This is a genomic window from Rhodococcus jostii RHA1, from assembly GCF_000014565.1.
GTDB lineage: Bacteria > Actinomycetota > Actinomycetes > Mycobacteriales > Mycobacteriaceae > Rhodococcus_F > Rhodococcus_F jostii_A.
In genome coordinates this window covers 4,416,997-4,429,468 of the sequence record NC_008268.1, presented here as the reverse complement: position 1 = coordinate 4,429,468, position 12,472 = coordinate 4,416,997, and the positions used below count along the sequence as shown (strand labels likewise).

The following is a 12,472-nucleotide window of genomic DNA, read 5'->3' as shown; positions in this document are numbered from 1 at the left end:
GAGTCTGCACCGGCCGCATTTCACCTGTTTCGGATGACGCGGGTGCCCCGGCCCGGTGCGATAGTCAGCGCAGAGTGAATTCGACTGTGAATGGAGCGCTGCAATGGACTCTTTCTGGGACTTTCTCTGGGTGATCATCGTCACCTTCGGCTTCGTGGCCTACCTGATCCTGTTGTTCTCCATCATCACCGACCTGTTCCGCGACCATAAGACGTCGGGCTGGGCGAAGGCCATCTGGATCATCTTCCTGTTCTTCGTCCCCCTGTTGACTGCGCTGGTGTACCTCATCGTCAAGAGCGACGGCATGGCCCAGCGGTCGATGGCGGCCGCGCAGGAGGTGAAGCAGGCCCAGGACAGCTACATCCGTTCCGTGGCAGGCAAGTCCTCGGCCGAGCAGATCGCGGACGCGAAGGCCCTACTCGATGCAGGCACCATCACTCAGCAGGAGTACGAGACGCTGAAGGCGAAGGCGCTGAGCAGCTGAGTTCCCGATCCACGGGAAGGCCCGCCCACCCGGCGGGCCTTCGTCCGTTTCCGGCCCGTTCAGTCCGCGATCCGCGCCGCGACGTCCCGGAACGCCTGCAGCACCGTCGCCACCGCGGGAACGTCGTCGGCGGCCGGCCGCCTGGCCAGCTCGTAGATGCGGGCCGCCCGCACCCCCGCGAGCGGCAACTGGACCACCGAGCGGTTCGTCACCGCATGGCGGGCCAGCAGGGCAACGCCGTGACCGCCGGCGACGAGTTCCTCGATGACACGGAAGTCGTTGATGCGCATCACCACATGCGGCTGCACACCGGTCGCGGCTGCCACCGACATCAGCACGTCGTCGACGGGGAACCCGCCGCGCACACTGATCCACCGCTCGTCCGCCAACTGGTCCGGGCGGACCGCATCCTGGCTGGCGAGCGGATGGCCCGGCGGCAGGATGAGGTCGATGGGTTCGCGCATCAGCCGTTCGGCCGTCACCCGCGGCGAGGACGTGTCCGGGGCCCGCTCGTCGCGATGGGTGAGGACCACGTCGTAATCGGCGAGCAGGGTGGGCACCGCGGCGGCGGGCAGGTCCTCGTCGCGCGCCTGCAGATCCACCCCACTGCCCGCGAGCGCGTCCAGCAGTCCGGGCAGCAGCAGCGCGGCACCGGACGGGAACAGCGCCACCCGCACCCGCCCGCGCGGCGAACCGCGGTAGGCGCTCATCTCCGCCGCCGCACGGTCCAGGGCGGCCACGACGTCGTCGGCGCGGACGACGAGTGCCTGACCGGCATCCGTGAGCCGCAGCCGGCGTCCGGCGGGTTCGAGCAGGGTCACCCCGGCCTCCCGCGAGAGGATCTTGAGCTGCTGCGACACCGCCGACGGCGTCATCGACAACGCCTGCGCGGTCGCCGCCACCGTCCCACGGTCCGCCAGTTCGCGCAGCACGCGCAACCGGGTCGCATCCATGTAGCAAAACTACATCGATGATGCACTTTAATGCGCTTGTCCTGATCATTTCCGGACCTCACGATGGAATGCATGACCTCCCGCGACCGGCTGCTCGGACTCACCGTCGTCGTCCTGTGGGGGCTCAACTTCCTCGCCATTCGCGCGGGCCTCGATCACTTCCCGCCGTTCTTCTTCGCCGCGCTGCGATTCTTCGTCATCGCGATCCCGGTGATCCTGTTCGTTCCCCGGCCCCAGGTCCCGCTGAAGTGGCTGCTGGTGTACGGCCTCGGGTTCGGCGTCGGCCAGTTCGCCTTCCTGTTCTGGGCCATGCACGTCGGCATGCCCACCGGGCTGGCGTCGCTGGTCCTGCAGTCGTCCGCACCGTTCACCGTGGTCCTCGGCGCGGTCCTGCTGCGGGAGCGCCTGCGGCCGGCACAGGTGTGCGGACTGCTGGTGGCGATGGCCGGAATGGCCCTCATCGGCTGGGACCGCGCCCAGCACGCCGCGCTGCTGCCGGTGGCCCTGACGCTGCTCGCGGGACTGTCGTGGGCGGTGGGCAACATCGGCAACCGCAAGGCCGCGTCGGACCAGCCGATGCGCCTGATGCTGTGGATGTGCGTCATTCCGCCCCTGCCGATGCTGGCGCTGTCGTTCGGCGTGGAGGGCCCGTCCGCGGGCTGGAACTCCCTGACGTCGTCGCTGGAGGGCACCGGCCCGCTCGCGCTCGCGGGCCTCGCCTACATCGTGATTCTCGGCACGGTCGCGGGCTCGGGTCTGTGGACAGCGCTGCTCAGCCGCTACCCCGCCGGGATGGTCGCACCGTTCTCCCTGCTGGTTCCGATCGTCGGGATCGGGGCATCCTGGCTGGTGCTGCACGAGGAGCCGAGCATGCTGTCGCTGATGGGCGGGGTCGTCGTCATCGCCGGTGCCGCCGCCACCCAGGTGAGTGGCAGAGTGCGTCCGAGCACACTTTCGCACTCACCTGCTCCCGCGCGAGTCGGCGTCTGACCGGACCCTGTGCAAAACTCGCGGAGTGAGTACTGGAACTGGGATCACGACGCGGGGCAAGCTCGCCCTGCGCGCAGCGGCAGCGGCCTCGTGGGCGTCACAGAAGGCGGGCCGGGGCAAGGGCTCGATGATCGGCGGACTGATCGCCCTGAAGATCGACCCGACACTGATGGAGCAGCTCGGCGCAGGCCGGCGCACCGCGGTGATCACCGGCACCAACGGCAAGTCCACCACCACCCGGATGACCGCGGCGGCGCTCTCCACCCTCGGTGAGGTCGCGACACAGGCAGACGGCGCCAACATGGACGCCGGCATCGTCGCGGCGCTCAGCACCCGCGTCCACGCGCCCCTCGCCGCCCTCGAGGTCGACGAACTCCACGTCCCGCACGTCTCCGACGCCGTCAACCCCGAAGCCCTGGTGCTGCTCAACCTCAGCCGCGACCAGCTCGACCGGGTCGGCGAGATCAACATGATCGAACGCAAACTCCGCGCCTGCGTCGCCGCACACCCGGAGGCCGTCGTGATCGCCAACTGCGACGACGTCCTCGTCACCTCGGTGGCCTACGACGCGAAGAACGTCGTCTGGGTCGCCGCAGGCGGCGGATGGGCCAGCGACGCCGCCAGCTGTCCGCGCACCGGCGAACCCATCGTCTGGGAGGGCTCCCACTGGCGCAGCACCGGTTCCGACTTCGCACGCCCGACCCCCGACTGGTGGCTGGACGACGAAAACCTGTACGGGCCCGACGGTTTGAAGATCCCGATGACCCTCGCCCTCCCCGGGCGCGCCAACCGCGGCAACGCCGCGCAGGCCGTCGCCGCGGCGGTCGCGATGGGCGCGAAGGCGGAGGACGCCGTCGCCGCGGCAGCCACCGTCCAGGAGGTCGCGGGCCGCTACAGCACCGTCGAGGTCGGGTCGCACTCCGTGCACATGCTGCTCGCCAAGAACCCCGCCGGCTGGCAGGAGGCGCTGTCGATGATCGACCCCACCGTCGACGGACTCGTGATCGCCGTCAACGGGCAGGTTCCCGACGGCGAGGACCTGTCCTGGCTGTGGGACGTGCGGTTCGAGCACTTCGAGGGCGTCAAGGTGGTGGCCGCCGGCGAACGCGGCACCGACCTCGCCGTCCGCCTCACGTACGCCGGCGTCGAGCACACGCTCGACCCGAACCCGTTGCGGGCCATCGCGTCCTGCCCACCCGGACGCGTCGAGGTGCTCGCCAACTACACCGCCTTCCGCGACCTGAACACCGCCATCGCGAAGGAGGCGCGCAATGCCTGACTCGACCGTACGCATCGGCCTGGTGCTCCCCGACGTGATGGGCACCTACGGCGACGGCGGAAACGCCCTGATCCTCCGGCAGCGACTGCGCATGCGCGGATACGACGCGGAGATCGTCGAGATCACTCTGAACGACCCGGTCCCGGAATCCCTCGACGTGTACACGCTCGGCGGGGCCGAGGACTCGGCGCAGCGCCTCGCCACCCGGCACCTCGCCAAGTACCCCGGACTGCAGAAGGCCGCCGAACGCGGCGCCCCCGTCCTGGCGATCTGCGCCGCGATCCAGGTGCTCGGCAACTGGTACGAGACGTCGAGCGGCGAACGCGTCGACGGTGTCTCGATGCTCGACGTCACCACGTCCCCGCAGGCGACCCGTTCCATCGGTGAAGTGATCACGACACCACGGATGGATGGGTTGACGCAGCCGCTCACGGGGTTCGAAAACCACCGCGGCGGTACCACACTCGGCGCCGACGCCCGCGGTCTCGCCCAGGTCACGCACGGCGTCGGCAACGGCGTCGGGGACGGACTCGAAGGCGTCGTCCAGGGTTCCGTGATCGGCACGTACATGCACGGACCCGCGCTCGCCCGCAACCCGGAACTCGCCGACCTGCTCCTGAAGCGGGCGCTGGGCGTCGACGAACTCGCGCCGCTCGACCTGCCGGAGGTCGCGCAGCTGCGCCGGGAGCGCCTGCGCGTCTAGGCACGTGAGTGGCACAGCGTCGTCACCCGTAGACCAGCCGTGGACGGTCGGCCAGCTCCGCCGCGTTGTCGCGCCGACGGTCACGGAAGCGGGACTGTTGCGCGCTGTGATACTGCTGCCCGTCGAGCCGGACGATCAGCGGCACACCCGTGGGGCTGTAATCGACGTCCCCGTGCAGAATCGGGCCGTCCACGACGTGCGGCATCTGACGTTTCCCGCCCGGCAGCCCGCACTGACGCCGTGCGCCCGGAGCTGTGCCGTGGTGACGACGCCGTCCTGGGCGTCGAGAAGGGCCTGCCATGAGTCGTGTTCCATGCCCGGAACGGTGTCGGCCCGCCCCGACAGGAACCGCCCCTTCCCACCATTTTTTCCACAGCCTGTGGATAACCCCTGTGAGTGCAGATGCGCATCCGGGTACACATCGGCACTCACGCGCCGAGCGCAACCAGAGGGTTGCAGAAAGACGAAAAGAGTGCAACCATGGAGTTGCACATCAACCGTCGTCGAAAAGGTGAACCACCATGGACGCATCGAGCAGCATCACCCGGACCGTCGTCGTGAACGCCCCGAGATCGGCGGTGTGGGCGGCGATCACGGATCCCGACAAGATCAGCCAGTGGTTCGGGCAGCGCACGTCGCTCGACCTCAGCGTGGGCGGCAAGGCCGCCTTCACCTGGGACGAGCACGGCACCGCCCGCGCCGTCGTCACGGAGGTCGACGAACCGAACACCTTCGGCTTCCGCTGGGCCGCCGACATGGACGCCGACCCGGTGATCGGCAACTCCACCCTGGTGCGGTTCACGCTGTCCGAGCACGCGTCCGGCACCGAACTGACCGTCGTCGAGACCGGATTCGACACCCTCGACCGTGACGTGGCCGACCAGAAGCGGGCCCGCGAGGGCAACGTCCAGGGCTGGCACGCCGAACTCGACGAACTGGTCGCGTACCTGCACGGCGTGAAGGCATGACAGTGGGCACGTACGCCGAACTGGCCTCGGTGTTCGCGGCGCTGTCCGACGAGACCCGCTGGGAGATCCTCACCGAACTCGGGCGGGCCGACCAGTCGGCGTCGTCGCTCGCCACCCGGCTTCCGGTGTCGCGGCAGGCCATCGCGAAGCATCTGAATGCGCTGCAGGCCTGCGGACTGGTGGAGTCGGTGAAGGTGGGCCGCGAGATCCGCTACCGCGCGCTGGGCGCGGAACTCAACAAGACGGCGCGGACGCTGGAACGGATCGGCGCCGAGTGGGACCGCCGACTAGCCGCCATCAAGCAGATCGCGGAATCGATGGAGGAGTAAAGACCCCAGACAGGGGTTCGGCCGGGAATGCTTCTGCATTCTCGGCCGGATCTCTGCTTCTCGAGTTTTCTCTGCTCACAGGTACATTTCCTCGATCCGCATCACTGACGATACACGCGAGTGATCTACGTCACAAGAGGCTCGATCGGACTTTTCTTCATCCGATCGTGCCCCGGCAGGGCCAGGGAAACTGCAAACACCAGCACCGCCAGCACCGCGCATACCCCGTAGGCGATCGAGAATCCGGCGGCCGAGGCGACACCGCCCACCATGCTCGCCGCCAGGACCGTCGCCACCACCGCGCTGCACATGGTGGTCCCCGTCGTCCGCAGCAGCACGTTGACGCCGTTGGCCGCGGCCATCTGCGTGGACGGCACGGCCCGCACGATCAGCATCGGCAGCGTGCTGTACACCAGCGCGGTGCCGACGGCCGCGACCCCGAGCGCGGCGATCACCATCCACAACTCCTTGTGCGGCACCGTGTGCAGCGCGTAGCCGAGGACGAGACAGATCGCGCCCGACAGGATCGTCACCTTCGACCCGTAGCGTTCGGACACCCGGGCCCCGACCTGCGCGAAGACGATCATCGACAGACTCGTCGGCAGCTGACACACTGCGGCCTGGAGAATCGTCAGGCCGTAGCCGGAGTCCCCGCGGGGCGCCTGAAGCAGCTGGGTGGTGATGAGGGCGTTTCCGTAGAACGCGAACCCGACGAGCAGCGCCGTGACATGCGGCAGCAGCACCGACCGTCGCGCCGACACCCGCAGGTCCACGAGCGGGTTCCGGTTGCGCAGCTGCTGATGCCCCCACAGCGCGAACAGGAACACCGCGGACGCGAACATGCCCAGCACCGCGGGACTGCCCCAGCCCCACGAGCTGCCTTGGGTGATCGGGACGAGCAGGCAGACGAGGGCCGCGGTGAGACCGACGGCGCCGACGCCGTCGAACCGCCCACCCGACCGCACCTCGGACTCGCGGATGAACAGCACCGCGGCCGTGGTGACGGCGAGTCCGATTCCTGCGATGACCCAGAAGAGGACGTGCCAGTTGGAGTACTCGGCGACGGAGGCCGCGAACGGCAATCCGAGCGCGGTGCCGATCCCGAGGGTCGAGCTCATCATGGCGATGGCGCCGTTGACCTTCTCCCGCGGCAATTCGTCGCGGAGGATCGAGATTCCGACCGGGATGACGGCGGCGCCTGCCCCCTGCAGTCCCCGCGCGAAGATCAGGAACGCGATGTCGGACGTCACGGCGCAGATCAACGCTCCGAGCGTCATGAAGACGAAGGCGACGAGAAGCATCCGCTTCTTGCCGAACATGTCGGCGAGCCTGCCGAAGATGGGGGTGACGACCGCGCCGACCAGGAGGGTGGTGGTGATCAGCCAGGACACGGACGTCTGACTCGCGCCGGTGAACGTCGGCATGCTGGGCAGGAGGGGCACCATGACCGTCTGCAAGACGGCCTGGAACACGCCCGCGAACGCGAGAATCGGGAAGAGGTAACGCGATCCGCCGGCAGAGTCCGGCGGTGCGACCGGCTGATCCGCAAGCGCCGACAGTGGGCGCGGCAACGAGATCGTCAAGCGTCACCCCTTGCACAGCTGGTAAATGGTTGTTCACCACATTAGGTGAACAACCATTTACCCCGCAAGCCGGACAATCCGCCCTCAGCCGTCGAGCAACTCCTGCACCAGCGGGGCGTAGTGCGCCACCACCTCTTCCGGGGTGCCCGTCGCGTGCTCCTGCATCATCTTGCGACGCATGACGGCGAGACCCGTCAGCATCGACATCACCAGTTCGGCGCGCAACCGGGCATCCCGCCCGGGCAGTCGTTCGGCCAGCGCGTCGATCATCTGCGCCGAATAGTTGGCGCGAAGCTTGCGACTGCTCTCCTCGCTCGGCCCGCTCATGAACAGGATGTTCAGCGACAGCGGCTTATACGGCTCGAGTGGCCGCGCGAACATCGACACCATCCGCTCACCGAGACCGTCCAGCGGACCGCTGAACACGATCTCCGCGGCGGCACGGAAATCGACGAGCGCGTCGAACAGCTGCTCCTTCGACCCGAAGTACTTGATGATCAGCGGCGCGCTGACCCCGGCGTCCTCGGCGATGTCCTTGAGCGTGATCTCCCGGTACGGACGCGTCGCGAACGCCCGGCCCGCAGCGTCGACGATCAGCGACCGCGACTGCTCGGCCGTCCGCTTCACCGGCGCGGCAGTGCCCGGATCCGACGTCACAGCGTGCGTCTCCCCGACAACGCCCTGCCCAGCGTGAGCTCGTCGGCGAACTCGAGGTCGCCGCCCATCGGCAGACCCGACGCGAGCCGGCTGACCGTCAGCCCGGGGAAGTCCCGCAGCATCCGCACCAGATACGTCGCGGTGGCCTCCCCCTCGGTGTTGGGGTCGGTCGCGATGATCACCTCGGAGACGTCGACGCCGTCCTCCTGATTGCCGATGCGCGCGAGCAACTCCCGGATACGGAGCTGATCGGGGCCCACCCCGGACAGCGGATCCAGCGCACCGCCCAGAACGTGATAGCGGCCCTTGAACTCGCGGGTGCGCTCGACGGCCTGGACGTCCTTCGGCTCCTCGACCACACAGATCACCGTGCGGTCACGGCGCGGGTCGGCGCAGATGCGGCAGTGCTCCTTGTCGGAGACCGTGCCGCACACCACGCAGAACTGGACGCCGTCGCGCACCCGCTGCAGCGCATTCTTGAGCCGGTCGATCTCCGGCGGCTCGACGCTGAGCAGGTGGAACGCGATGCGCTGTGCGCTCTTCGGCCCGACGCCGGGCAGCTTGCCGAGCTCGTCGATCAGATCCTGAACCGGACCTTCGTACACGCCGCGCCTCTAGAAACCGGGGAGACCGGGCAGGCCTCCCCCACCGAATCCGCCCGCGAGCGGACCGAGCTTCTGCGCCGCGATCTCCTGCGCCTTGTTCGACGCGTCCTCGATCGCACCGATCACGAGGTCCTGCAGAGTTTCCACGTCGTCGGGATCGACGACCTTCGGATCGATCTTCAGACCGACCACTTCACCTGTCCCCTTGACCGTCGCGGTCACGAGTCCGCCACCGGCCTGCCCGGTGACCTCGGCCTCGGCCATCTCCTGCTGGGCGGCCATCAGCTGCTGCTGCATCTGCTGTGCCTGCGCGAGGAGCGCCGACATGTCGGGTTGTCCACCTGGTTGCACTGACGTGGTCCTTTCTGCTGTTTCCCCTGCCAGAGTAGACCGTGACCGTCAGTGCGGTCCGGCGCCGACGCCGTCGTGGGACTCACGCCGACGGCGCCGGAGCGAACCGGCGTCGCGTCAGGCGAGTTCGCGCTCGAGGTTCGCCAGCACCTGCCCCTGAATCTTCTTCAGACCCAGCGGCGCGAACGTCTTCTCGAAGAAGCCCCCGATGCCGCCCGCGCCCTTCCACTCGGTGGTCGTGGTGACCGTGGAACCGCTGCCGCTCGGGGCGACGACCCAGGTGGTGACGAGCGACGAGTTCGCGTCCGTCTCCGTGATCGTGTTGCCCGCCACGGTGACCGTGGCCTTGATGTCGCGGGACCGCTTCTCGGTGGCCTTCAACGTCCACTGCGCGACGGTGCCGCCGCCCTGCCCACCCTCGAGGACGCGGTAGTCCAGGTACTGCTCCGAGAGGATGCGCGGACGCACCGTCTCGTAGTCCGTCAAAGCCGCGAGCGCCTTCTCCGGTGTGGCTGCGACGGTGATCGAACTGCTCGCGCTGACCTGGCCCACTGTTCTGACTCCTCTTGTACGATTTGTACGAAACTGCTTCCTCCTCTCATCCTGCCTTCCGTCGGCGAGTCCGGGCGATGACGTGGCAATCTATTGTGAGGTAGCTCACTTCGACGTGGTCACGACCCGCACGTTGATGAGACATTTGTGTGAATCTTCGCTCGACCGCGCCGATATGCGTGGCCTGAACCCGCGGAGAGGGATAGCGTCAAGGTGTGGCTGCCTCTTCGGTTGAACTACTGAAAAGCATGCGGGAGGGTGGACGCCCCTTCCGTGCGCATCGCACTCTGCCCGTCACCGGGATCGACGCTCACCGCGCCGGCGTCGAACGGCTTCTCGCGTCCTACCGCGCGATTCCCACGGACGCCACCGTGCGACTCGCGAAGAAGACGTCCAACCTGTTCCGGGCACGGGCCCAGACCAGCGCGCCCGGCCTCGACGTCTCCGGTCTCGGCGGAGTCATCTCGGTGGACGAGCAGGCCCGCACCGCGGATGTCGCCGGAATGTGCACATACGAAGACCTGGTGGACGCCACCCTGCCGTACGGGCTGGCGCCGCTGGTGGTTCCACAACTCAAGACCATCACACTCGGCGGCGCGGTCACCGGCCTCGGCATCGAGTCGACGTCGTTCCGCAGCGGGCTCCCCCACGAATCGGTCCTCGAGATCGACGTCCTGACCGGCAACGGCGACATCGTCACCGCGACACCGGAAGGCGAGAACTCCGACCTGTTCTGGGGATTCCCCAACTCCTACGGAACCCTCGGCTACTCCACACGGCTGCGCATCCAACTCGAGCCCGTCAAAAGGTATGTGGCACTGCGGCATCTGCGTTTCGATTCCCTGGACGAACTGCAGTCGACGATGGATCGCATCGTCACCGAGCGCATCCACGACGGCATCCCCGTCGACTACCTGGACGGCGTCGTGTTCACCGCATCCGAGAGTTACCTGACGCTGGGCCATCAGACCGACGAGGGCGGCCCCGTCAGCGACTACACCGGGCAGAACATCTTCTACCGGTCCATTCAGCACAGTTCCGTGAACCACCCCAAAACGGACAAACTCACCATCCGAGACTACCTGTGGCGCTGGGACACCGACTGGTTCTGGTGCTCGCGCGCCTTCGGCGCCCAGAACCCCACCATCCGCCGGCTGTGGCCGAAGAGCCTCCTCCGCAGCAGCTTCTACTGGAAGCTCATCGCCCTCGACCACAAGTACGACATCGGCGACCGACTCGAGAAGCGCAAGGGCAACCCGCCGCGCGAACGCGTCGTGCAGGACGTCGAAGTGCCCATCGACCGCACCGTGGACTTCGTCCGATGGTTCCTCGACGAGATCCCGATCGAACCGCTGTGGCTGTGCCCGTTGCGGTTGCGGGAACCCGCCCCCGCCGGCGCGTCCTCGCAACGCCCCTGGCCCCTGTACCCCCTCGAACCGAAACGCACATACGTGAACATCGGATTCTGGTCGTCGGTGCCCATCGTTCCGGGCCGACCCGAGGGGGCGGCGAATCGGCTGATCGAAGACAAGGTCAGCGACTTCGACGGACACAAGTCCCTCTACTCCGATTCGTACTATTCACGGGAAGACTTCGAACGCCTCTACTACGGCGGCAATCGATACACGGAACTGAAAAAACGCTACGACCCGAAATCACGATTACTGGACCTTTTCTCCAAGGCGGTGCAACGTCGATGACAACTCTGAAAGCTTCACGCTCCCAAGATCACAAGCTGACCATCGCAGAGATACTCGAAACTCTGTCCGACGGTATGCTCCCCCTGCGGTTCTCCGCCTACGACGGCAGCGCCGCCGGCCCGGAGGACGCCCCCTACGGTCTCCACCTCAAGACGACCCGGGGCACCACCTACCTGGCGACCGCCCCCGGCGACCTCGGCATGGCCCGGGCCTACGTGTCCGGCGACCTCGAGGCCCGTGGCGTCCACCCCGGTGACCCCTACGAGATCCTCCGTGTCATGGGCGACGAGCTGCACTTCCGTCGCCCGTCCGCGCTCACGCTCGCCGCGATCACGCGCTCGCTCGGCTGGGATCTGCTGCGCCCCATCGCCCCTCCCCCGCAGGAGCATCTCCCGCGGTGGCGTCGAGTCGCGGAAGGGTTGCGGCACTCCAAGTCCCGCGACGCCGAGGTCATCCACCACCACTACGACGTCTCGAACACCTTCTACGAGTACGTCCTCGGCCCGTCCATGACCTACACGTGTGCGTGCTATGAGAACACCGAGCAGACCCTCGAAGAAGCACAGGAGAACAAGTACCGCCTCGTCTTCGAGAAGCTCGGTCTCCAGCCCGGCGACCGACTGCTCGACATCGGTTGCGGCTGGGGATCGATGGTCCGGTACGCCGCCCGCCGCGGCGTCAAGGTGATCGGCGCCACCCTGTCCCGCGAACAGGCCGAATGGGCGCAGAAGGCCATCGCCGAAGAAGGACTGTCCGACCTCGCCGAGGTCCGGTTCTCCGACTACCGCGACGTCCCCGAGACCGGATTCGACGCCATCTCCTCGATCGGCCTGACCGAGCACATCGGTGTCGGCAACTACCCCGCCTACTTCGGACTGCTGCAGAGCAAACTCCGCGAGGGCGGCCGGCTGCTGAACCACTGCATCACCCGACCCGACAACCAGAGTCAGGCGCGCGCAGGCGGATTCATCGACCGGTACGTCTTCCCCGACGGCGAACTCACCGGCTCCGGACGCATCATCACCGAGATCCAGAACGTCGGACTCGAGGTGCGGCACGAGGAGAACCTGCGCGAACACTACGCACTCACCCTCGCCGGATGGTGCCAGAACCTCGTCGACAACTGGGACGCCTGCGTCGCCGAAGTCGGCGAAGGCACCGCACGCGTCTGGGGCCTCTACATGGCCGGGTCGCGGCTGGGCTTCGAACGCAACGTCGTTCAGCTGCACCAGGTCCTCGCCGTCAAGCTCGGCCCCAAGGGCGAGGCGCACGTCCCGCTGCGTCCGTGGTGGAAGTAATAGGCGGCTCCGCCGCCCGT

General features: G+C 67.6%; 14 protein-coding genes and 1 pseudogene. 8 read left to right on the top strand and 7 right to left on the bottom strand.

Features of this window, described 5'->3' with window-relative positions; translation table 11 throughout:
• Positions 1 to 103 precede the first annotated feature (103 nt).
• Positions 104 to 484: an SHOCT domain-containing protein gene (locus RHA1_RS20525; protein ID WP_009477276.1), complete on the top strand. Its 381-nt coding sequence runs from the start codon at positions 104 to 106 to the stop codon at positions 482 to 484.
• Positions 485 to 543: 59 nt separating this feature from the next.
• Here RHA1_RS20525 and RHA1_RS20520 read toward each other — a convergent pair whose 3' ends face one another.
• A complete protein-coding gene (locus RHA1_RS20520; RefSeq protein WP_011596684.1) occupies positions 544 to 1,437 on the bottom strand; it encodes a LysR family transcriptional regulator in 894 nt (297 codons plus the stop codon).
• A 72-nt stretch (positions 1,438 to 1,509) separates the two neighbouring features.
• Here RHA1_RS20520 and RHA1_RS20515 point away from each other — a divergent pair, with 72 nt between their 5' ends.
• Genes RHA1_RS20515 through RHA1_RS20505 form a run of 3 tightly spaced genes read left to right on the top strand, consistent with a single transcriptional unit; the run spans position 1,510 to position 4,409 of the window.
• Positions 1,510 to 2,427, top strand: a complete 918-nt coding sequence (locus tag RHA1_RS20515) for an EamA family transporter (RefSeq protein WP_009477274.1) — start codon at positions 1,510 to 1,512, stop codon at positions 2,425 to 2,427.
• A gap of 25 nt (positions 2,428 to 2,452) precedes the next feature.
• A complete protein-coding gene (locus tag RHA1_RS20510; protein WP_005253380.1) occupies positions 2,453 to 3,706 on the top strand; it encodes a Mur ligase family protein in 1,254 nt (417 codons plus the stop codon).
• Entirely contained in the window at positions 3,699 to 4,409 is a 711-nt protein-coding gene (locus tag RHA1_RS20505; protein ID WP_011596683.1) for a type 1 glutamine amidotransferase, read from the top strand. The genes RHA1_RS20510 and RHA1_RS20505 overlap by 8 nt, the downstream gene beginning before the upstream one ends.
• Before the next feature lie 25 nt (positions 4,410 to 4,434).
• Here the strand turns inward: RHA1_RS20505 and RHA1_RS20500 are convergent.
• Positions 4,435 to 4,647 (bottom strand): annotated as a pseudogene (locus tag RHA1_RS20500) (hypothetical protein); the annotation flags it as partial.
• Positions 4,648 to 4,930: 283 nt separating this feature from the next.
• Here RHA1_RS20500 and RHA1_RS20495 point away from each other — a divergent pair.
• A complete protein-coding gene (locus RHA1_RS20495; RefSeq protein WP_011596681.1) occupies positions 4,931 to 5,377 on the top strand; it encodes an SRPBCC family protein in 447 nt (148 codons plus the stop codon).
• Positions 5,374 to 5,706, top strand: a complete 333-nt coding sequence (locus RHA1_RS20490) for an ArsR/SmtB family transcription factor (protein WP_005248640.1) — start codon at positions 5,374 to 5,376, stop codon at positions 5,704 to 5,706. Before RHA1_RS20495 ends, RHA1_RS20490 begins: the two co-directional genes overlap by 4 nt.
• A gap of 125 nt (positions 5,707 to 5,831) precedes the next feature.
• On the opposite strand, the gene RHA1_RS20485 is transcribed toward RHA1_RS20490, so the two are convergent.
• From RHA1_RS20485 to RHA1_RS20465, 5 genes are all read right to left on the bottom strand, one after another.
• On the bottom strand, positions 5,832 to 7,289 hold the full coding sequence (locus RHA1_RS20485; protein WP_011596680.1) for an MFS transporter: 1,458 nt from the start codon (positions 7,287 to 7,289) through the stop codon (positions 5,832 to 5,834).
• 84 nt (positions 7,290 to 7,373) lie between these two features.
• Positions 7,374 to 7,946, bottom strand: coding sequence for a TetR/AcrR family transcriptional regulator (locus RHA1_RS20480; protein ID WP_011596679.1), 573 nt, complete (start codon positions 7,944 to 7,946; stop codon positions 7,374 to 7,376).
• The gene (gene recR / locus RHA1_RS20475; RefSeq protein WP_005248644.1) at positions 7,943 to 8,551 is read right to left on the bottom strand and encodes a recombination mediator RecR; all 609 of its coding nucleotides are present in this window, start codon (positions 8,549 to 8,551) and stop codon (positions 7,943 to 7,945) included. The genes RHA1_RS20480 and recR overlap by 4 nt, the downstream gene beginning before the upstream one ends.
• Positions 8,552 to 8,560: 9 nt before the next feature.
• Positions 8,561 to 8,902 (bottom strand): YbaB/EbfC family nucleoid-associated protein, encoded by a 342-nt coding sequence (locus RHA1_RS20470; protein ID WP_009477269.1) that lies wholly within the window; start codon positions 8,900 to 8,902, stop codon positions 8,561 to 8,563.
• Between the two features lie 117 nt (positions 8,903 to 9,019).
• Positions 9,020 to 9,454 (bottom strand): SRPBCC family protein, encoded by a 435-nt coding sequence (locus tag RHA1_RS20465; protein WP_005248646.1) that lies wholly within the window; start codon positions 9,452 to 9,454, stop codon positions 9,020 to 9,022.
• Positions 9,455 to 9,702: 248 nt separating this feature from the next.
• On the opposite strand from RHA1_RS20465, the gene RHA1_RS20460 reads away from it, so the two are divergent.
• Together RHA1_RS20460 and RHA1_RS20455 are read left to right on the top strand one after the other, a co-directional pair.
• A complete protein-coding gene (locus RHA1_RS20460) occupies positions 9,703 to 11,154 on the top strand; it encodes an FAD-binding oxidoreductase (protein ID WP_041811774.1) in 1,452 nt (483 codons plus the stop codon).
• Positions 11,151 to 12,452 (top strand): class I SAM-dependent methyltransferase, encoded by a 1,302-nt coding sequence (locus RHA1_RS20455; protein ID WP_009477267.1) that lies wholly within the window; start codon positions 11,151 to 11,153, stop codon positions 12,450 to 12,452. Before RHA1_RS20460 ends, RHA1_RS20455 begins: the two co-directional genes overlap by 4 nt.
• Positions 12,453 to 12,472 lie beyond the last annotated feature (20 nt).

What these genes read in the sequence shown, in the direction of transcription:
- RHA1_RS20525 (WP_009477276.1), top strand. Translation starts at nt 104, where the DNA reads ATGGACTCTTTCTGGGACTTTCTCTGGGTGATCATCGTCACCTTCGGC.
- RHA1_RS20520 (WP_011596684.1), bottom strand. Translation starts at nt 1,437, where the DNA reads ATGGATGCGACCCGGTTGCGCGTGCTGCGCGAACTGGCGGACCGTGGG.
- RHA1_RS20515 (WP_009477274.1), top strand. Translation starts at nt 1,510, where the DNA reads ATGACCTCCCGCGACCGGCTGCTCGGACTCACCGTCGTCGTCCTGTGG.
- RHA1_RS20505 (WP_011596683.1), top strand. Translation starts at nt 3,699, where the DNA reads ATGCCTGACTCGACCGTACGCATCGGCCTGGTGCTCCCCGACGTGATG.
- RHA1_RS20495 (WP_011596681.1), top strand. Translation starts at nt 4,931, where the DNA reads ATGGACGCATCGAGCAGCATCACCCGGACCGTCGTCGTGAACGCCCCG.
- RHA1_RS20490 (WP_005248640.1), top strand. Translation starts at nt 5,374, where the DNA reads ATGACAGTGGGCACGTACGCCGAACTGGCCTCGGTGTTCGCGGCGCTG.
- RHA1_RS20460 (WP_041811774.1), top strand. Translation starts at nt 9,703, where the DNA reads ATGCGGGAGGGTGGACGCCCCTTCCGTGCGCATCGCACTCTGCCCGTC.
- RHA1_RS20455 (WP_009477267.1), top strand. Translation starts at nt 11,151, where the DNA reads ATGACAACTCTGAAAGCTTCACGCTCCCAAGATCACAAGCTGACCATC.